The organism is Dickeya lacustris (assembly GCF_029635795.1).
Lineage (GTDB): Bacteria > Pseudomonadota > Gammaproteobacteria > Enterobacterales > Enterobacteriaceae > Dickeya > Dickeya lacustris.
This window is the reverse complement of the sequence record NZ_CP114280.1, coordinates 1,221,612-1,240,301: the sequence shown is the minus strand read 5'-3', so window position 1 is coordinate 1,240,301 and position 18,690 is coordinate 1,221,612. Positions and strand designations below refer to the sequence as shown.

The following is an 18,690-nucleotide window of genomic DNA, read 5'->3' as shown; positions in this document are numbered from 1 at the left end:
AAGGCAGACGGCGAGCGCGTTAAAACGCTATACCCAGTGACAGACAAACGCCCGGGATGTACTGAAACATCACCGGGCGTTGTTGCCGATAACGGGTTATCCGCCAGCGGCTTACAGCACCGTCAACGTCACGTCGATATTGCCGCGAGTCGCGTTGGAGTAAGGGCAAACCTGATGCGCTTTTTCAACCAGCGCCTCGGCCTGTGCCTTGTCCATACCCGGAATGGTAATACGCAATTCGACTTCAATACCAAAACCACTACCTGACTGGCCGATCCCCACCAGGCCTTCTACCACCGTCGCGGCAGGCACCAGCACCTTCTCTTTCGATGCCACCAGCTTCAGCGCGCCAGTAAAACAAGCGGCATAACCGGCGGCAAACAACTGTTCGGGGTTAGTGCCGGAACCGCCCAGGCCACCCAGTTCACGGGGGGTACTAAATTTTAAATCCAGATGCGTGTCATCTGACGTCGCATGTCCGTCACGACCACCCGTTACCGAGGCCTGTGCGCGATAAAGCACTTTTTCAACCGCCATACTGTGACTCCTTCAATTGGGTTAGATACCGCATGTATATCATCTGACATCAATCAAACCGGGCTCCCGTTATGCGGGAAGGGCATCCAGTTGTTGTGCCTTTTGCCAGCTTGGGATAGCGGCCATCCGCTGCGTATAACGCAAAATATGCGGGTATTGCTGACCAAGGTTAAACCGCGCTATCACCAGGCTCACCACGAAACCGAGCATAAAATCAGCACCACTCAGACGTTGACCGACAATAAACTCCCGTGAAGCCAGATAGTCATTGAGGTAGGAAAACACTTTGCTGAATTCCACCTCGGCATAACCATCGAGAAAATTCAGCGTCTGACCGGTATTTTTCTCAAACTGATTAAAGACTTTCAGTAATACAGGCAACATGGCCGAGCTTTCTGCAAAATGAACCCATTGCAGATACTCTACATAACTCGCATCCTGCTCATCGGGTGCCAAATGCGGCGCATATTTTTTGATGATGTACTCAACAATCGCGCCCGATTCGGCAATCACTTTGCCATCAATTTCCACCACCGGTGATTTCCCCAGCGGGTGAATCGCCTTGAGCGCGGCTGGAGCCAAATGCGTGTTTGCATCACGCTGATAACGCACTATCTCGTAAGGTAACTGCGCTTCTTCCAGCAACCAGAGAATGCGCATAGAACGCGAGTCATTCAGGTGATGTAGTCTGATGTCCATTGTGCCTGTTTCCTTTTCTCAGCCGATTACGCCAGTTGTTTTAACAATGCCTTGGCAACCACTTCTGAACTGGCTGGGTTCTGGCCAGTAACCAGTTTGCCATCTTCAACCAGGTAGGGGTGCCAATCCGGGCCTTTCGAGTACACGCCACCCAGTTTCTGGAACTCGTCTTCAATCAGGAACGGCACCACATCGGTTAACTCCACGGCCGCTTCTTCCGAGTTGGTGAAGCCGGTCACACGACGGCCTTTAATCAACGGCTCGCCATTCGCCGCTTTCACATGGCGCAAGACACCCGGTGCGTGGCAAACGAAACCAATCGGTTTTCCGGCGCGTTCAAAGGCTTCAATCAGTGCAATAGAGGTCTGCGATTCCGCCAGATCCCACAGCGGGCCATGTCCACCCGGATAAAACACCGTGTCAAAATCTTCCATACGCACGCTATCGAGCGTTACGGTGGTTGCCAATGCCTGCTGTGCCGCCGGGTCAGCCTTGAAGCGATGGGTCAACTCCGTCTGGAACTCTGGCAAATCGCTTTTCGGGTCTAACGGCGGTTGCCCGCCAGCCGGTGATGCCAGCACTACCTCAGCGCCTGCATCTTTAAACACATAATACGGGGCCGCGAACTCTTCCAGCCAAAAACCGGTTTTCTTGCCTGTGTTGCCTAACTGATCGTGAGATGTTAATACCATTAATACTTTCATTGTCATTCTCCTTGAGTCACCCCTGTCGGGTGACGTCACATTAGCCGTTAAGAAACGCTTCAAGCTGGGATAATTTGTCATTATAGGGCGCACGCAAACGCAGGTTTAACGTTCCCTCTTCATTTTGCACCACCACCGGTTTGGCATGGCTGAAACGGCGGAAACCGTGAATGCCGTGATAAGCGCCCATACCGGATGCGCCAACTCCACCAAAGGGCAGTGCTTCAATACTTGCATGTGTCATCACATCATTGATGACCAGCGCACCGGATGTGGTGCGTTCAGCAAACGCTGTTTGCTGCGCCGCTTGTTGGCCAAAGTAGTACGCGGCCAGCGGGCGCGGATGCGCATTGATATAGGCAATCGCTTCATCCAGTGAGGCCGTCGTGCGTATCGGCAGCAACGGGCCAAAAATCTCTTCCTGCATAATCTGCATATCATCGGTGACATTCAGCACCAGATGCGGCGCAATTTTGCGTGAACCCGCATCAAAATCCGGCTCGCCTTGAGGGGCCAGGCTCACCAGCGTCGCGCCACGGCTGGCTGCATCATTCAGCAGGCCGATTAAGCGTTCGTAATGGCGCGCGGTAATAATCGATGTGTAGTCCGGGTTACGCTGCAACGTTGGGAACGCCCCGGCCATAAAGGTTTTGCTGGCATGAATAAAGTCATCGATTTTTTCCTGCGCCAGCATCACATAGTCTGGCGACAGGCAAATCTGCCCGGCATTGAAGGTTTTCACCGTTAATGTCCGTTGCGCAGCCAGGCCGATATCCGCATCGTTATCGATAACCACCGGCGACTTACCGCCCAGTTCCAGTGTGACCGGCACCAGATTATCGGCGGCGGCGCGCATCACATGGCGACCAACGCCGGAGCTACCGGTAAACACCAAATGATCAAACGGCAAACTGCTGAACGCGGCACCGACAGCGGCATCGCCCAACACCACTTCCAGTTCGAGCGGGTCAAAATAACGGGCAATCAGCTCGGCCAGCAGTTCTGAGGTAGCGGGCGTTAACTCAGAAGGCTTCAGCATCGCGGTATTACCCGCAGAGAAAACCCCTGCCAGCGGCGCAAACGCCAGATTAATCGGGAAATTCCACGGGCTTATCACGCCAACCACGCCAAGCGGCTGTTGCTGTATCCAGGCCTGCATACCGGGCATCGGACTCTCAACGCGCTCCGGTTGCATCCACTGCGCCACATGCTCGGCTGAATGCTCAAGCGCCCGCACGGTGGTCGCCATATCGGCGACCAGCGACTGATACACGCTACGATGACCAAAATCCGCATCCATCGCCTGGCTCAGTGACACATAGTTTTCACGGATAAGCCGTGCGCTACGAATCAATCTGTCGCGACGCAACGCCGCATCAGCCGGGCCATGCGCGATATGAGCGTTTTTCATGGTCTGTAATATCGCTTTTAAATCATTATGCGTTTGCGCTAAAGGCATGGTGATGATTCCTTAAAATTACCTGCAACGTTCACTCAACACAGCTGGAATGCCACAGGCCCGTAACCTGTCTTGACCCTGCTCATGGCCTGATGAAACGATAGACCATATCCTGTGTTGCCAGCATCATTTCGATATAAATTTTCCTTTATATCTTGCAAGCCACCTTCTTAACCGCAGGCAGTTATGCTTTGATGGAGTGCACTTTACCGGTGTTAATCGCTTGTGACCAACTAGCATACTTAGGTATAGGTATAAAAATAATTATGGGTAAGCTATGTCTATTGCCAGACTGAGAACCTTTATTGAGGTATACCGCCAGCGCTCTATCAGCGGCGCTGCGCGAACGCTAAACCTGACGCAACCCGCCGTATCACAGCATATTGCCGGTCTGGAGATGTCAATTGGCCGCCCGCTATTCGAGCGGCAAACCCGTGGCGTTACTCCCACATCCGTCGCCGATGAGCTGGCGGCAGACATTGGCGACAGGCTAGATGAGGCGGAAAGTGCCCTTGCCTCGGCAAGAACGCGCTCATTGGAACTGGCCGGTGCATTGCAAATCATCGGTCATGCCGATTTTCTTGCCGAAGTGGTCGCCAAACAGTTATTGCCTCTGCTGGAGGTAGGAGTGCGCATCAGGATGCAAACCGGAGATTACGACGCCATCGTCCAGGGGCTGATTGAAGGGTATTGCGATTTGGGAATTTCCGCCGCGCCCTCACAAGACAAGCGCCTGAAAAGCGAGTTGATGCTCACCGACGAAATCATGGCGGTTGCCGCCCCTTCGGTCGTCAAGCGGCTGATGAACGCACCGGATACGCTGGCCGCGATGCAAATCGAACCGGTACTGGCCTACAGCCTGACCATGCCGCTGATTGACAACTGGTTTAGCGCCAACCGCGTACAGGCTCCCACGCTGCTCCCGGCGATGGTCGGCCAGGATTTACGCGCGCTGTGCAGCCTGTTGCGTGAAGGGTTCGGCTGGAGCGCTCTGCCTGCCTACCTTTGCACGCCGTATATCGAACGCGGGGAGTTGCAAGAGATCCCAGCGCCTATCGCCCGCGCCAGCCGCAGTTATTACCTGCTCTGGCAGCCCAGCGCACTGCGTCAGCCGCGCGTTGCCCATGCGCGTCAGGCATTGCTGTTTCGGTTACGCAAAGCCGCAGCGTTACCTGCATCGTAATATTCAGTTAACCGGCAGAACGCGACGCTTGCCTGCCGCCGCCGGAAGAATCACGCACAGAAAAAAACACCCCTTAACGGGGTGTCTGGCGGGCTTATTGCTGTGCTTGTTGGTATAGCGAATCCCACATCTGCGTGACCAGGGCCTGGTCGGGCGGGGAGAGTTCGCCGTTGTCGATGGCCTGACGCACGCTTTCCTGCACCCGATAGTTAAGCGCCTGGGTGGTCTGCTCGCCATGCGCTTGTGCTTGCGCGACGGCAAGCGTCAGGTGGCCACGCAGGTAGCCGCTGGCAAACAGCTCGTCATCGCTGGCATGTTCTACCATGTTGTCAATCAGCGTCAGGATACGCGCCTCAAAATCTGCGATCATTGGTGATCCTTAAGTTATGTTGCCGGTTTTTGTTCTTGCCTTACGACCCGTGATTACAGGTCTTGCGGGTAAGGAAAATCTGCCGCCGTCTGCGGCGCGGTGTGATAGAAATCCTGCAACGCTTTGATAAAACGCGCCGGTCGCTCCGGCACGCCCTGTTGCAGGTAAATCATCACTTGCGCATGAACCCGGCGCTGGAAATCGATGCGGTCAGGTTCGACATCCCCCTCAAGGTTGTCGCAACTGACATTAAACGGGAACCCGGCTGCAACGCAGAACATCCACTCCAGCGCCTGTGGTTTTATCTCTACCACTTCGAATTGGCGCTGGGTTTGCGCATCGCGCCCATCCGGGCAGTACCAGTAGCCGAAATCCACCTGTTGACGCCGCGCCGCACCCGCAATACACCAATGCGAAATCTCATGCATGGCGCTGGCGTAAAAACCATGGGCAAACACGATACGGTGATAGGGCGTATCGGCATCGGCGGGCAGATAAATCGGCTCCTCTTCCCCTTTGACTAATCGGGTCTGGTACTGTTCGCTAAAGCATTGATTAAAAACCGTAATCAACTGCTCATAATGATGTGAAACGGTAGTCTGAACCGGGGTATTTTTCGTCAATGTTGTCATTAGAATAGCTGTCCCAGCCAGCGGGCTATGTCGCTGCCATGGTTGTCGTGAATCAATTTAATACTCATCAGGGCTGACATAATAACCAGCATCGGGCGAATCAACTTCTGGCCGCGCGTCAGCACCATTTTGGCCCCCAGTCGCGCGCCAATAATCTGCCCGACCAGCATCACCAATCCGATGCCCCACACCACTTGCCCGCCGAGAATGAAAAACAGCAGGCTGCCGAAGTTAGAGGTAAAGTTAAGCACTTTGGCATGAGCGGTCGCTTTCGACAGGTTAAAGCCCAGCAGCATGACATACGCCAGCGCATAAAAAGAACCGGCACCGGGCCCAAAGAAGCCATCATAAAAACCGACGCTCGCCCCACCCAACAGTGAAAACACCAGCATCCCTACCCGCGCGTGGCGATCGCCTTCGCCAATTTTCGGCATCAGCAAGAAATAGAGGCCGATACCGATGACCAGCACCGGCAGCAATCGACGTAGAAAATCAGCGTGGATTTGCTGAATCAGCCAGGCGCCAAACACCGCGCCAATAAACGTCAGCGGTACGGCCAGTCGCAACACCTTCATATCCACCGCGCGGCGGCGAATAAAATAGAGGCTGGCGGAAAACGAGCCGCCTACCGCCTGCAATTTATTGGTGGCCAATACCTGTGCCGGAGATAACCCGGCGGCCAGCAATACCGGAATCGACAGCAAACCGCCGCCACCGGCAATCGAGTCAACAAAACCGGCAATCACACTGGCGAGAAACAGCAAGATCAGAATATCTGGCCCAACGACAAACCATTCCATGAGTTATTCCGCAGTAAAGTGTCTGTTTAATAGTGCCTGACAGGATGGCGGCAGCGGTGGCGGCGTGGTTTTAGCCGGCGTGCCCGCCCCCGGTTTATGCGGCTGGAACCAACTGTTTAATTCTGCGCCACACCCATCACCCGCAGGCGGCGTATCCTGCTCTTGGCACTCGAGACTGTCTGCCGGGCAACGCAGCCGGACATGCATATGCGCACGATGGGCAAACCAGGGACGCACTTTATGCAACCAGTTACGATCGCTACCGGCATCCAGACAGAGCTGCTTTTTGATAGCCGGGTTAACAAAGATGCGCGTTACGTCGCTATCCTGCGCCGCCGTTTTCACCAGTTTCATCACATCTGGCGACCACAGGCGCGGGTTCACGTTCTTACCATCAGCCTGAACCAAATCAAGCGGTTGCGGCTCCAGTAATTGCTGTTGACTCCAGCGCTGACGCGGCAATTGCAGCCAGATATCGACGTCCAGACCCGATTGGTGGCTGGCATGACCGCTGCTAAAGCGCCCACCGGCCGGCATCCCCATATCGCCAATCAGTACCGTACCGCCGCTACTGCGGTGAACATTCTCACTTAATCTTTTGATAAACGACAATAAATCCGGGTGGCCAAAATAGCGTCGCTGATCAACGCGCATCACCTGATAATCCGGTGACTGCAAGGCCAGCGGTTGTGCGCCGATAATGCAGCCATTGGCAAATCCGCCAATCGCCTGCGGCGAACCCGCGACCGGGTGGGTGATTTCCTGCCACGGTGTTTTTGCCAGCGCTGCGCTACTCAGCAGCAAGGCGGCTATCCCAATCCAGTTTATTTTCATTGATATTGACGATATTGACTCTGTTGATATTGACTCGTTGATAGTGACGATGCTTACGCGGTTTCGAATGTTGCCTATCCGTATTCGGGCAGGCAACATTCGCGCAGACAACAGCCTGTGCGACCGATTGCCTGCCGTCAGTCAGCGTATTACCAACGCGGCACCGATGAGCGCACATCTCCGCACTGCGCCCGCTGGCGCAACAGATGATCCATCAACACGATGGCCATCATCGCTTCTGCGATAGGCACAGCACGAATGCCGACGCACGGGTCGTGACGGCCGCGCGTGATCATTTCGGTTGCCTGGCCATCACGAGTAATCGTGCGTCCGGGCACAGTAATGCTGGAGGTCGGTTTGAGTGCCAGATGTGCCACAATCGACTGCCCGCTGCTAATACCGCCTAAAATACCACCGGCGTGATTGCTCAAAAAACCTGCGGGCGTGAGCTCATCGCGGTTTTCACTGCCGCGCTTATTGACCACGGCAAAACCATCGCCAATTTCTACCCCTTTCACCGCATTGATACTCATCAAGGCGTGGGCAATATCGGCATCCAGACGGTCAAAGACCGGCTCACCGAGGCCCGTCGGTACAGAATCCGCCACAACCGTGACTTTCGCGCCGATGGAGTCCCCTTCTTTTTTCAGCGCGCGCATCAGTTCATCCAACGCGTCGAGTTTATCCGGGTCGGGGCAGAAAAACGGGTTTTGCTCAACCTGAGCCCAGTCTTTCAACGTGCAGGTCACATCGCCCATCTGCGACAAATAACCCCGGATTTGCACGCCATGCTGCTGTTGCAGGTATTTTTTAGCGATTGCACCGGCCGCCACACGCATCGCCGTTTCGCGAGCCGAAGAACGACCGCCGCCACGGTAATCGCGCAAGCCATATTTTTGCTCATAGGTGTAATCGGCGTGCCCCGGACGAAACAGGTCTTTAATCGCGCTGTAATCCTGCGAACGCTGATCGGTATTCTCGATAAGCAAACCAATGCTGGTGCCCGTCGTCACCCCTTCAAACACGCCAGACAGGATACGAACCTGATCCGGTTCGCGGCGCTGCGTGGTATAACGCGAGGTGCCGGGACGCCGACGGTCTAAATCGTGCTGTAAATCAGCTTCGGTCAGGGCAATTCCCGGCGGTACGCCATCCACCACGCATCCCAGCGCAATACCGTGGGACTCACCAAACGTGGTGACACGGAAAAACTGACCAATACTATTTCCTGCCATCACAACTCCTTAGCATTCAACAAGTTCAGCCACGGGTTGCAAACGCTTTGCACACCCGAAAACCTCATCTTCACTGACGTCGTTTGCGAGAACGACGTCATCTAACGGTAATAATCAATTAACGGAGATAATCAATTACGATACAGACTAAAATGTTCGGCACACGCCAGCAGTTGATCGCGGGTCAGCATAAACACCCCATCGCCGCCGTTATCAAACTCCAGCCAGGTGAAAGGGATATCCGGGTATTGATCCATCAGATGCACCATGCTGTTGCCCACTTCGCAAATCAGCACCCCGTCGTCGCTCAGATAGTCCGGCGCATCGGCCAGAATACGGCGCACCAGTTTCAGGCCGTCGCTGCCTGCCGCCAGCCCGAGTTCCGGTTCAAATCGGTACTCTTGCGGCAAATCAGACATGTCTTCTTCATCCACATACGGCGGGTTCGTGACAATCAGGTCATAGCGCAAGGCGGGCAGCGAATTGAACAAGTCTGAGCGGATCGGCGTGACGTTATACTCCATACCGTGCTGCTGGATGTTCTGCTCTGTTACCGCCAGCGCATCCGCAGAAATGTCTACCGCATCGACTTCCGCTTCAGGGAACGCCTGAGCGCAGGCAATGGCAATACACCCGCTGCCGGTACACAAATCCAGAATATGCTGCGGGTTGGCCGCTATCAGTGACGCGAAACGCTGGTGGATCAGCTCGCCAATCGGTGAGCGCGGCACCAGTACCCGCTCATCTACGTAGAACTCCAGTCCGCAGAACCAGGCTTTATTCGTCAGATAAGCGACAGGGATACGCTCATTCACACGGCGGATAACCCGCTCGACGATGCGATGACGCTCGCTCGCAATCAACCGTGCATGGTACATATCTTCAGGGATATCAATAGGTAAAAACAGGCTTGGCAACACCAGTTGCAGCGCTTCATCCCAAGGGTTGTCTGTACCGTGCCCGTAATAGATGCCCGCTGCGTTAAAACGGCTTACCGCCCAACGCAACATATCCTGAATGGTGTGCAGATCGTTGACTGCCTCATCGACGAAAATTTTGTCCAAGTTTGTCCTCCGCAGACGGCTCTCTGTGTGAGAGCGGTAGTGTGCCACGAAGACGCCGACAAATCAGCAGATATCACCGTCGATGGGCGCTCGGCCACGGGCGGTGAACGCGGTTTTTTTTAGTAACCCGCAGGGAAAAAGGTAGACTATCAGCACAAGACACCACGACATGACAGAGTGATGCACGCATGAAAAAGAAATTTATGCTGGATGAGGAAGCCCAGACATTGTTTCGCACCTCGGTGGCCGGAGCAAGTCAACTACGTCAGGATACTTACGTCCACCGCCCGGCGCGCCATAAAACCAGCACGCTGCCCGCACGACGTATCCTCCAGGAGCAGGTGGACGCCAGTTTCTACTTCTCTGACGAATTCCAGCCGCTGTTGGAAAACGATGGCCCGATGCGTTATGTGCGCCCCGGTGCCAGCCACTATGAGCTGAAGAAACTGCGCCGGGGCGATTACTCACCCGAGCTGTTTCTTGACCTGCATGGGCTCACGCAGTTAGAGGCAAAGCAGGAACTGGGTGCGCTGCTGGCCGCCTGCCAGCGCGAGCACGTTTATTGCGCCTGTGTGATGCACGGCCACGGCAAGCACATACTGAAACAGCAAACCCCATTGTGGCTGGCACAACACCCTGATGTCCTGGCCTTTCACCAGGCACCGAAAGAATTTGGCGGCGATGCCGCGCTGCTGGTACTGGTTGCCCAAGAGAGTGACGATGACACCGACGCCATATAGCGCGGTGTCAACAGCCCGCATGGTATCAACAGCTAGCGTGGTATCAACAATGCGGTGAATGGCGTCAGCCGTGTGAGGATGGGCGCTATTTCGCAGCCTGCTGTTTCGCGGCCAGTTGTTTTGCAGCCAGTTGTTTCGCGGCAAGCTGTGTTGGGCCAATCTGCCAGCAATATTCGCCCATGCCGGATTGGTCATTCACCTGGATACTGGCAACAGCAGACGTAGCAAACATCGGCGGCGTCTGTGCGGGGCACAACTCGGCCACCAGATAGCCCACCAGCGGCAGATGGGATATCAACAACACCCCTTGCACCCCTTGTTGCGCTAGCGCATACAAATAATCACGCACCTGCCCGGCGTCACCGCCTGGTGTCAATTCAGACAGACATTCGCTTTGCGGCAGTGAGAGTTGCTCTGCTACCACCTGTAGCGTCTGTTGCGCCCGCACATAAGGGCTTACCAACACTTTATCAATCGCAATCGATTGACTGTGAAGCCAGGCGGCCATCAACCGGGACTCATCTTCCCCCCGGAGACTCAAAGGCCGCACAGCATCACTGGCTGCGTCAGGTACAGCATCACCGTGGCGCATGATCAAAACTTGCATATTACACCGCTATTTTGATGAAAAAAGGGCAATAAAACCCTGAGGATAACGTCAGATTAACCGAACCGGCTCAATACCGTTTTGCGGCAGGTCACAACCTGGTATCAGGTGTCGATTGATACCACTGATGGTGTTTTGACCAACATAAAGCGCATGGTTTTACCCCAATTGCGATTGAATCGCAACCTGATTGATGAGCATTCACCCACATGGGAGCTCTGAGTAGGCGATTTCCGTCGGCAACGTCGCGATTTTCAGCCTATTCCCCTTGACGACAGCAAGGATAAAATCAAAACAACCACGTCATTTTGTGCTGTCAAATTGAGATTGCTGCTATTTTTACGATGGTTTACACCATGAGAAAATGGATTTTTAGATAAAAGCATCAGGTTTATTGCCAATACAATATAAAACACCCCTGATTTTATTTTGCAACTGCATTTCCACTCTTTCGCGGTTTCACCCCGCGAAAGGATGGAAAAAAACGCTGCGCTCACTATAGTGAAAGAGGCTTATCCATAAGGGGTAAGTCCCGCTGAAATGCGGCAAATAAAAAAATAGTCTACCGCGTTATTATGCCCAACATTCAGGGAAACAGAATCTGGGCACCGTCAGAAGGATACCCGTAAAATCGCTCGTTCGATTGATGCCATCGTGAGCGCTTACCGCCGCGTTTACTACCGTAGCACTGACTACCACAGCGCTTCTCGCGTAGTTACTCGGCCTCGTCATCAAATATGTCCCCTTTCGCTGCGCGGTCTGTCAACCCCTGCGCTGGCGCAAAGCGCGCGCCATATTTCGCCTGTAGTGTGTGCAGCGTCGCCACCACCGTTTTCGGGCTCAGACTATTCATGTAGTGAAACGGGCCGCCCAGAAATGGCGGAAATCCAATGCCCATCACCGCCCCCATATCGCCATCGCCAGAACAGCGAATCACCTGTTCGTCCAGGCAATGCGCCGCTTCATTAAGCATCATCATCACGCACCGTTGCACAATCATCGCCGGATCAAGGTGCGCTTTGGGTGTCACCCCCAGCAAGCGATAGAGCTGTGGATCGGCTTCACGCGCAGGCGCGCGCCACATGCCGCGCAGCCGTGCATAACGCGGTGCGGTATAGCGGTAAAAACCACGGTGATTTTTACGGCCTTTGCGCCCATCACGCGCCATTGCATCGAGCACCGGCGGCGCAGAGAAGCGCTCGCCCAACGCATCAGCCAGTACCGGCACAATCTTCATTGCCACATCGATACCGACCTCATCGAGCAGCGCAAAAGGCCCAATCGGGAAGCCAAAACGCACCAGCGCCTGGTCTATCGATTCAACCGGTTCGCCTTCGAGCAAACAGCGTGCCGCCTCGTTCAGATAAGGTGCCAGAATACGATTGACATAAAAACCGGCTTTGTCCGCCACGATGATTGCGGTTTTTCCCTGTTTTTTCACCAGCGCCAACGCCGTGGCCAGCGTGTGCGCACTGGTTTGCGCCGTGGCAATCACCTCTACCAGCGGCATTTTTGCCACCGGGCTGAAATAATGCAGGCCGATAACCTGTTCTGGCCGTGTCGAGACAGAGGCAATCTGATGAATCGGCAGCGACGATGTATTGGTCGCAAAGACCGCACTGGGCGATGTTATCGCCTCAATGTCACGCACCACCTGCTGTTTAAGCGCCAGCTCCTCCGGCACGGCTTCAATCACCACATCCGCTCGCTCAAACCCGCGATAATCGGTACCGCCGCTAAGACGGCTCATTTGCTGACGCTGTTGCGCCGGCGTGATTTGCCGCCGCTGCACCTGACGTTGCAACTGCTGCCAGCCATCGTGTAGCACCTGGCTCACGCCGGGCAGATGGATGTCTTTAATCCGTACCGGCAGTTGCCCCTTAAACGCACTGACGACGGCAATACCGCTGCCCATCAACCCGCCGCCCACGACGCCAACCTGCCGTAGCCTGTTTGCGGGGGTAGCGGTGGCCGTATTTTTTTTCAGCCGCTGCTGAATAAAGAACAACCGGCGTAATGCCCGTGATGGCGGCGACATCACCAAGTGCCCAAACGCCGCCGCTTCCTGCTGATAGCCTGCGGTTTCACCGTGTTCCAGCCCGGCACGCACCGCTGCCAGAATCTGCCCGATTGCCGGATAATGGCCCTGCGCCTTCGCCTGCGCAATGCGCTCCACCCGCTGGAAAAACCAACGTCGCAGGTAGGGCAGCATCAGTAATCGGTGACGCCAGCTGGCGCTGGCAACTGGCCTCTTACCCTGACGAATCTGACGTATCGCGGCGTCAATGAGCACGTCGGTCGGGACAACCTCATCCACGATGCCGATGCGCCGCGCCTGCATCGGGCGCACGTGTCGGCCAGTTAAAATCAGCTCCAGCGCACGGTCTACGCCGATAAGCCGCGTCAAACGCTGCGTGCCCCCAGCGCCTGGCAGCAATCCCAGTTGCACTTCAGGCAACCCCAAACGCGTACTGTCGTCATCGCTACACACGCGATAATCACAGGCCAGCGCCAGCTCAAGCCCCCCGCCAAGGCAATCGCCGTTAATCGCGGCGACCACCGGAAACGGCAATGCCGCCAGCGCAGCAAGCACCTGCTGGCCAGTTTGCGCCAACTGCTCTGCGGCCTTGGCATTTTCACAGGCAGCCAGCATGCCAATATCAGCGCCGACAATAAATGAAGCCGGTTTGCCTGAGACGATAATCGCCCCGTTCACCGGTGGATACGCCTGAAGTTGCGCCAGAATTCCGCTCATCTGCATGGCAAACTCGGCTCTCAGGGTGTTCACGGTCTCGCCGGGCACATCGATGGTTATCACGGCAATGTTGTCCGAACGCATCGCTAACGCTAACGCCTGCGGCTCGCTGCCGCCAGCGTGCCAGGCATCTGGCCTCGTATCTGTCTTCATGGCTGGCTCTCCAGTACCATTGCCGCGCCTAACCCACCGGCGGCACATGCCGTTACCAACCCCAGCCCGCCGCCGCGACGGCGTAACTCATGCAGGGTTTGCGTTATCATTCGCGCGCCTGTCGCCGCAAACGGATGACCATAGGCTATCGACCCGCCCCGTACATTGAACCGGCCCATGTCAACCTCGCCAAGCGGCGCGCGGCGCTGCAAAACATCACGCGCAAACTGGCTGCTGGAAAACAGCTGCACGTTCGCCAGTGTCTGAGCCGCAAACGCTTCATGCATATCAATCAACGTCAGATCGCCCAGGCCAATACCGGCTCTGTCGAGCGCCAGCGGCGTTGCATAAGCCGGGCCTGCCAGCATGTCCTGATGCACATCAATGGCGCAAAATGCGTAACTGCGCAGATAACCAAGCGGTGTTAATCCCAGCGCTGTCGCGCGTGATTCGTTCATCAGCAATATTGCCGCAGCTCCGTCGGTCAGGGGCGAACTATTGCCTGGCGTCACGCTACCATAACGGCGATCAAACGACGGTTTTAGACGAGAATAGCGTGCGAGGTCGCTATCGCGGCGAAAGGTATTGTCTTCAGAAATCGCGTGTTGATAAGGCGGCACCCAGGTCGTCATCACCTCATCGCGCAGCGCGCCCTCATCCCATGCCTGTGCCGCCAGCTGGTGCGAGCGATGGGCAAAGGCATCCTGACTTTCCCGGCTGATGCCATAACGCTTGGCCATCTGCTCTGCGCAATCGCCCATGCGCAACCCGGTAGAGTATTCCGCGACTGACGGCGCTACTGGCAGTAAATCCTTTGGCCGTAAACGCGCCAACAGCGCCAATCGGCCATGCAGCGTTTTCACCTTTGAGATGTCCAACAAGGTACGCGCCAGCGCTTTGCTCACACCGACAGGGAGCACGGAGGCCGAATCCGCCCCACCGGCAATGCCGGTGTGAATCGCGCCGGTCAGAATACTTTGCGCGACATTGGCAACCGCCTGGAAACTGGTGGCGCAAGCGCGCGACACGCTATAGGCATCAGTGTGAGCGCTCAGGTTGCTGGCCAGCACGATTTCACGCGCGATATTGGGCGCTTCCGGCATTTGAATGACTTGCCCAAACACCAACTGTTCAACCTGCTCGGGCGCTATACCGCTTCGAATAAGCAGCTCGTTCACCACCACCGTGCCAAGTTCTAATGCCGGTACGCCGTGAAAGGCTGTCGCCTGACGGACAAACGGGGTGCGCAGCCCCGCGATAATCGCAACGCGCTCACCGCGCGGGGTCAGCAGCGGCATGGCCTCTTGCCTCATCATAAGCTCATCTCGTTTTCAGTAGCGTTGACGTGCCAAACAGATTTGCACTCAATTGTTAACCTGAAGATAACATTATGCAAACAAGAGAGAAGCAAAGAGAGAACTGCACCACACTGGTAGTGAGTAAGAACGGGGCGGTGAGTGAGAACGGGGCAATAAGAATGATGCGGCCAACCAGAAATGTCAGCCGCAGAAGCAGGTTTACCGCAACCGCCGCATAGCGATTAGCGCAGACCCAGTTGGAAAATCAGGGTTTCAGCCTGGCAGCTAAAGGTAAAGTCCATATCAAGCTGGACGCCGCCTTCAACATCACTAAACCGGGTGCTAATCGCACACGGCTCAGATTCAACGGCACGTGCTTTTTGCGTCAACTGGTCAACCATCTGTTCAGCGCTGTCTCTGTCGCTAAATACGTGGCAGTAAGACGCTGTACAATCAGTATTGTCCATCACGGTTCCCACATCCACACAGCAACAGGCTGCGGTTTCTTCCGCACTGCATTTGTTTATCGCGTTTGTCATGGCAAAACTCCTTGGCAACGACAGCAACTTCTGATTAAGAAGTACACCATCTACTTTATTCTGTGCACATTTTACCTCTCCCGACCACGCCTCACTAGCACTTACTGAATTCAGGGACATTGCGTGACAAAAATCACATTTTAATGTTTTTTTTCAATGAAATACGCTAATGACAACGCGGCAAATGGCGATATTTGTTAACCAAGTCTGATTTTTGAATCATTTTTGCAACAAACACAAAACCAATGGGAAACATTTTATTGTTTTACTTTTATACTTTTTGAAACTGGTCTGATTTGTCAGTCCCCTAACCCCCCCTACAATGCGCGTCCCTTGTTACACGCTTAACAAAACACAAACGTTCAGTGAGGTCTTGGTCATGAGCCAGAAAGTCCTGTTAGAAAAAACATCACTTGCTGTGGCGCTGGCGCTGATGGCATCAAATGCGAACGCTGCGGGTTTCCAGTTGAATTAGTTTTCCTCATCCGGCCTGGGACGCGCTTTCTCTGGTGAAAGCGCTATCGCAGATAACGCCACGTCCGGTAGCCGCAACCCGGCCACCATGACCCTGTTCGATCGCCCGTCGTTCTCAGGCGGAGTCACGTACATCAATCCCGATATTAATCTGCGCGGTGCCAGTTCCAGCGGGAAGGACGCCAACGCTGACAATATTGCGCCGCACGCCTGGGTGCCGAACCTGCATTTCATTATGCCGCTCAACGAGCGCTGGGCAGTAGGCGCTTCCGCTACCACTAACTTTGGTCTGGCGACCGAGTTTAGCGACACGTTCAATGCGGGCTCCATCGGCGGCAAAACGGACTTGAAAACCTCCAACCTCAACCTGAGCGCCGCCTACCGTCTCAATGAGCAATTTAGCGTTGGGCTGGGTGTTAATGCCGTCTACGCCGATGCCAAAATTGTGCGTACTGCGGGGGAATTAGCGCCGGTACTGAACGTCAACCGCAGCGCTGAAATTACCCATCTGGACGGCAAAGAGTGGGGTTATGGCTGGAACGCCGGTCTGTTGTATGAGCTGGATAAAAACAACCGCTTTGGCCTGAGCTACCGCTCCAAGGTCGATATCGATTTCAAAGGCGCTTTCCGTAGCGCCATGGCAGTACCGCGCGGCACCAGCGGCGTCACCATCCCCGGCGACCTGACGCTGAATCTGCCGGAAATGTGGGAGTTATCCGCCTATCACCGCGTCGCGCCTAAGTGGGCGGTACATTACAGCTTTGCCTATACCAGTTGGAGCGCATTTCAGGAGCTGCGCGCGACCGGCAGCAACGGCCAGACGCTCTTCCAGAAAGATGAACATTTCCGCGATGCTTACCGCATCGCACTGGGCACCACCTATTACTACGACGATAACTGGACGTTCCGCACCGGTATCGCCTTTGACGACAGCCCGGTGCCAGCGGACAAACGCACCATTTCGATTCCCGATCAAGACAGGTTATGGTTGAGTGCCGGTACCACCTATGCCTTTAACAAGGATGCATCCGTCGATGTCGGCGTCTCTTATATGCATGGGCAAAAAGTGACTATTCATGAAGCCGGTGTAGCGCCAAATTTGCCAAGCTATAACTTCACCTCAAAAGGCCAGGCGTGGCTGTATGGCGTGAACGTCAACTACCGCTTCTGATCCCCATCGAACCGCAAAAAATAGGGCTGCACACAGGCAGCCCTTATTGTATACGGTGATAAAACCACGATACCGCCAGCCCACCGCTGGTCATGCTATGCGTTATTTTCCTGCATCAATCTCATCGAGACTGCTTTCAATCGACTTGGCATTCGGGTTTGCCACCGGTGCCGATTTTCCATCATTGGCAAGAAAATCATGCCGCTGGAAGTAGGCATCGCGCATCATCAAATACGGATCGGAGGAGTTACGCAGCAGGGCGTCTGAATCCAGCAGGTTCGCACGGGTCTCCAGCCCTTCCACCATCCACTTACCAGCCGTCATCCAGAACGTCAGGTAGCTCAATGGCGGATAGAGCGTATCAACCACACCGCCGCCGTCTTCACGCAGCGTCGCGCTTCCGTAAGCGGGCAAGACCAGATAAGGGCCGTACCCCATACCATAGTGACCGAGTGTGCTGCCAAAACGATGCGGATCTTCCTTCGCAAGCTTAGGATTAGCCATCGTAGCCACATCGATCAACCCGCCCATACCTAACAAGGTGTTCAGGAAGAAGCGGTTGAAATGAATCATTGCCTGATAGGGTTTCCCCTCAGCAAAGTAATTCACCATGGTCGCCGGTTCAGACAGGTTGACGAAAAAATTGGTCAAACCATTGCGGGCGGGTTGCGGCAAATAATTACGCCAGGCTACCGCTGCCGGGCGCACGACGTAAGGATCAAGCAGGTTGTAGTTGAAGCTGAACATGGTTCGGTTGAACCCTTCCAGCGGATCCGAGCGCTGCTCTGGCGGCGAGTTTTTAGAACTGGCGCACCCCACAAGCAATACACTCACCAGGGCAATACCCGTCAGACGAAAATTCATAACCTTCTCTCCCTGCCGAACTTTCATGCAGTCTGCACAGATTGCTGCCTGGCCGCCAGCGTACACAACCACATGTCATTATTTTAATACACCGGGCACGATATCGCCCGCCACACCAGCCACTCAATAACACCAACGCCCCTTAGCTACACGCTAAAAAACGGCGTTGAGAAACGGGCACGATTATACCGGATGCGGATACTGCGGCAATCAATGGCAGAGCGCCAGCGCCAATTGTGCGCCACCACAGCATAACCGCTAACACCGTCTGCAATATCGCTACCGCACCGCAAATAGCGGCTTGTACCAAGGATTTTAAGGCAAAATTGGTGGCGGAGTGAGCAAACGCACCAGTAAAGACTTATGGCCGCAATGAAATCTGGTATAATCAGCGCCGCTACGTCCCCGTAGTTAAATGGATATAACGAGCCCCTCCTAAGGGCTAGTTACAGGTTCGATTCCTGTCGGGGACGCCACCACCCCGTCTCACACCTTCTCAGCAAGTCTAAAAATCCTTTAAAAACAATCAAAAAGAAAAAATCCCTGTCCTACACCATCCAACCAAAGCCTAT

17 protein-coding genes, 1 tRNA gene and 1 pseudogene are annotated in these 18,690 nt (G+C 54.9%); 4 read left to right on the top strand and 15 right to left on the bottom strand.

The genetic code is table 11. The features are described 5' to 3' along the window. Nucleotides 1–111: 111 nt before the first annotated feature. The 4 genes from O1Q98_RS05555 to O1Q98_RS05540 form a co-directional block, all read right to left on the bottom strand. On the bottom strand, nt 112–537 hold the full coding sequence (locus tag O1Q98_RS05555) for an organic hydroperoxide resistance protein (RefSeq protein ID WP_125260132.1): 426 nt from the start codon (nt 535–537) through the stop codon (nt 112–114). 69 nt (nt 538–606) lie between these two features. Beyond that, entirely contained in the window at nt 607–1,236 is a 630-nt protein-coding gene (locus tag O1Q98_RS05550) for a glutathione S-transferase family protein (RefSeq protein WP_125260133.1), read from the bottom strand. A gap of 26 nt (nt 1,237–1,262) precedes the next feature. Beyond that, nucleotides 1,263–1,940, bottom strand: a complete 678-nt coding sequence (locus O1Q98_RS05545) for a type 1 glutamine amidotransferase domain-containing protein (RefSeq protein WP_125260134.1) — start codon at nt 1,938–1,940, stop codon at nt 1,263–1,265. A 40-nt stretch (nt 1,941–1,980) separates the two neighbouring features. After that, nucleotides 1,981–3,399, bottom strand: coding sequence for a coniferyl aldehyde dehydrogenase (locus tag O1Q98_RS05540; RefSeq protein WP_125260135.1), 1,419 nt, complete (start codon nt 3,397–3,399; stop codon nt 1,981–1,983). 277 nt (nt 3,400–3,676) lie between these two features. Between O1Q98_RS05540 and O1Q98_RS05535 the strand changes: the two genes are divergently transcribed. Beyond that, nucleotides 3,677–4,582, top strand: coding sequence for a LysR family transcriptional regulator (locus O1Q98_RS05535; protein ID WP_125260136.1), 906 nt, complete (start codon nt 3,677–3,679; stop codon nt 4,580–4,582). 94 nt (nt 4,583–4,676) lie between these two features. Here the strand turns inward: O1Q98_RS05535 and O1Q98_RS05530 are convergent, their stop codons facing one another. The 6 genes from O1Q98_RS05530 to prmB form a co-directional block, all read right to left on the bottom strand. After that, nucleotides 4,677–4,952, bottom strand: coding sequence for a YfcL family protein (locus tag O1Q98_RS05530; RefSeq protein ID WP_125260137.1), 276 nt, complete (start codon nt 4,950–4,952; stop codon nt 4,677–4,679). Between the two features lie 53 nt (nt 4,953–5,005). Beyond that, entirely contained in the window at nt 5,006–5,584 is a 579-nt protein-coding gene (locus O1Q98_RS05525; RefSeq protein WP_125260138.1) for an elongation factor P hydroxylase, read from the bottom strand. Beyond that, nucleotides 5,584–6,384 carry a sulfite exporter TauE/SafE family protein gene (locus tag O1Q98_RS05520; protein ID WP_125260139.1) on the bottom strand — a complete coding sequence of 267 codons (801 nt, stop codon included), beginning with the start codon at nt 6,382–6,384 and terminating at the stop codon, nt 5,584–5,586. Before O1Q98_RS05520 ends, O1Q98_RS05525 begins: the two co-directional genes overlap by 1 nt. Before the next feature lie 3 nt (nt 6,385–6,387). After that, nucleotides 6,388–7,218, bottom strand: coding sequence for a penicillin-insensitive murein endopeptidase (gene mepA, locus O1Q98_RS05515; protein ID WP_125260140.1), 831 nt, complete (start codon nt 7,216–7,218; stop codon nt 6,388–6,390). A gap of 149 nt (nt 7,219–7,367) precedes the next feature. Next, complete coding sequence (aroC, locus tag O1Q98_RS05510; RefSeq protein ID WP_125260141.1) at nt 7,368–8,453, bottom strand: chorismate synthase; 1,086 nt, start codon at nt 8,451–8,453, stop codon at nt 7,368–7,370. 131 nt (nt 8,454–8,584) lie between these two features. Next, on the bottom strand, nt 8,585–9,517 hold the full coding sequence (gene prmB, locus O1Q98_RS05505) for a 50S ribosomal protein L3 N(5)-glutamine methyltransferase (RefSeq protein ID WP_125260142.1): 933 nt from the start codon (nt 9,515–9,517) through the stop codon (nt 8,585–8,587). Between the two features lie 188 nt (nt 9,518–9,705). On the opposite strand from prmB, the gene smrB reads away from it, so the two are divergent. Further along, the gene (gene smrB, locus O1Q98_RS05500; protein ID WP_125260143.1) at nt 9,706–10,257 is read left to right on the top strand and encodes an endonuclease SmrB; all 552 of its coding nucleotides are present in this window, start codon (nt 9,706–9,708) and stop codon (nt 10,255–10,257) included. An 85-nt stretch (nt 10,258–10,342) separates the two neighbouring features. On the opposite strand, the gene sixA is transcribed toward smrB, so the two are convergent. From sixA to O1Q98_RS05480, 4 genes are all read right to left on the bottom strand, one after another. Further along, entirely contained in the window at nt 10,343–10,864 is a 522-nt protein-coding gene (gene sixA / locus O1Q98_RS05495) for a phosphohistidine phosphatase SixA (protein WP_125260144.1), read from the bottom strand. Nucleotides 10,865–11,579: 715 nt separating this feature from the next. Then, nucleotides 11,580–13,772, bottom strand: a complete 2,193-nt coding sequence (gene fadJ / locus O1Q98_RS05490; protein ID WP_125260145.1) for a fatty acid oxidation complex subunit alpha FadJ — start codon at nt 13,770–13,772, stop codon at nt 11,580–11,582. Next, complete coding sequence (fadI, locus tag O1Q98_RS05485) at nt 13,769–15,085, bottom strand: acetyl-CoA C-acyltransferase FadI (RefSeq protein ID WP_416232425.1); 1,317 nt, start codon at nt 15,083–15,085, stop codon at nt 13,769–13,771. The genes fadJ and fadI overlap by 4 nt, the downstream gene beginning before the upstream one ends. A 227-nt stretch (nt 15,086–15,312) precedes the next feature. Beyond that, nucleotides 15,313–15,609 carry a YfcZ/YiiS family protein gene (locus O1Q98_RS05480; RefSeq protein ID WP_125260147.1) on the bottom strand — a complete coding sequence of 99 codons (297 nt, stop codon included), beginning with the start codon at nt 15,607–15,609 and terminating at the stop codon, nt 15,313–15,315. 379 nt (nt 15,610–15,988) lie between these two features. On the opposite strand from O1Q98_RS05480, the pseudogene fadL reads away from it, so the two are divergent. Beyond that, nucleotides 15,989–17,254 (top strand): annotated as a pseudogene (fadL, locus tag O1Q98_RS05475) (long-chain fatty acid transporter FadL). A 102-nt stretch (nt 17,255–17,356) separates the two neighbouring features. On the opposite strand, the gene mlaA reads toward fadL, so the two are convergent. Continuing rightward, entirely contained in the window at nt 17,357–18,118 is a 762-nt protein-coding gene (mlaA, locus tag O1Q98_RS05470) for a phospholipid-binding lipoprotein MlaA (RefSeq protein WP_125260148.1), read from the bottom strand. A gap of 401 nt (nt 18,119–18,519) precedes the next feature. Between mlaA and O1Q98_RS05465 the strand changes: the two genes are divergently transcribed. Further along, nucleotides 18,520–18,594: transfer RNA gene (locus O1Q98_RS05465), tRNA-Arg, on the top strand. Nucleotides 18,595–18,690: the final 96 nt, after the last annotated feature.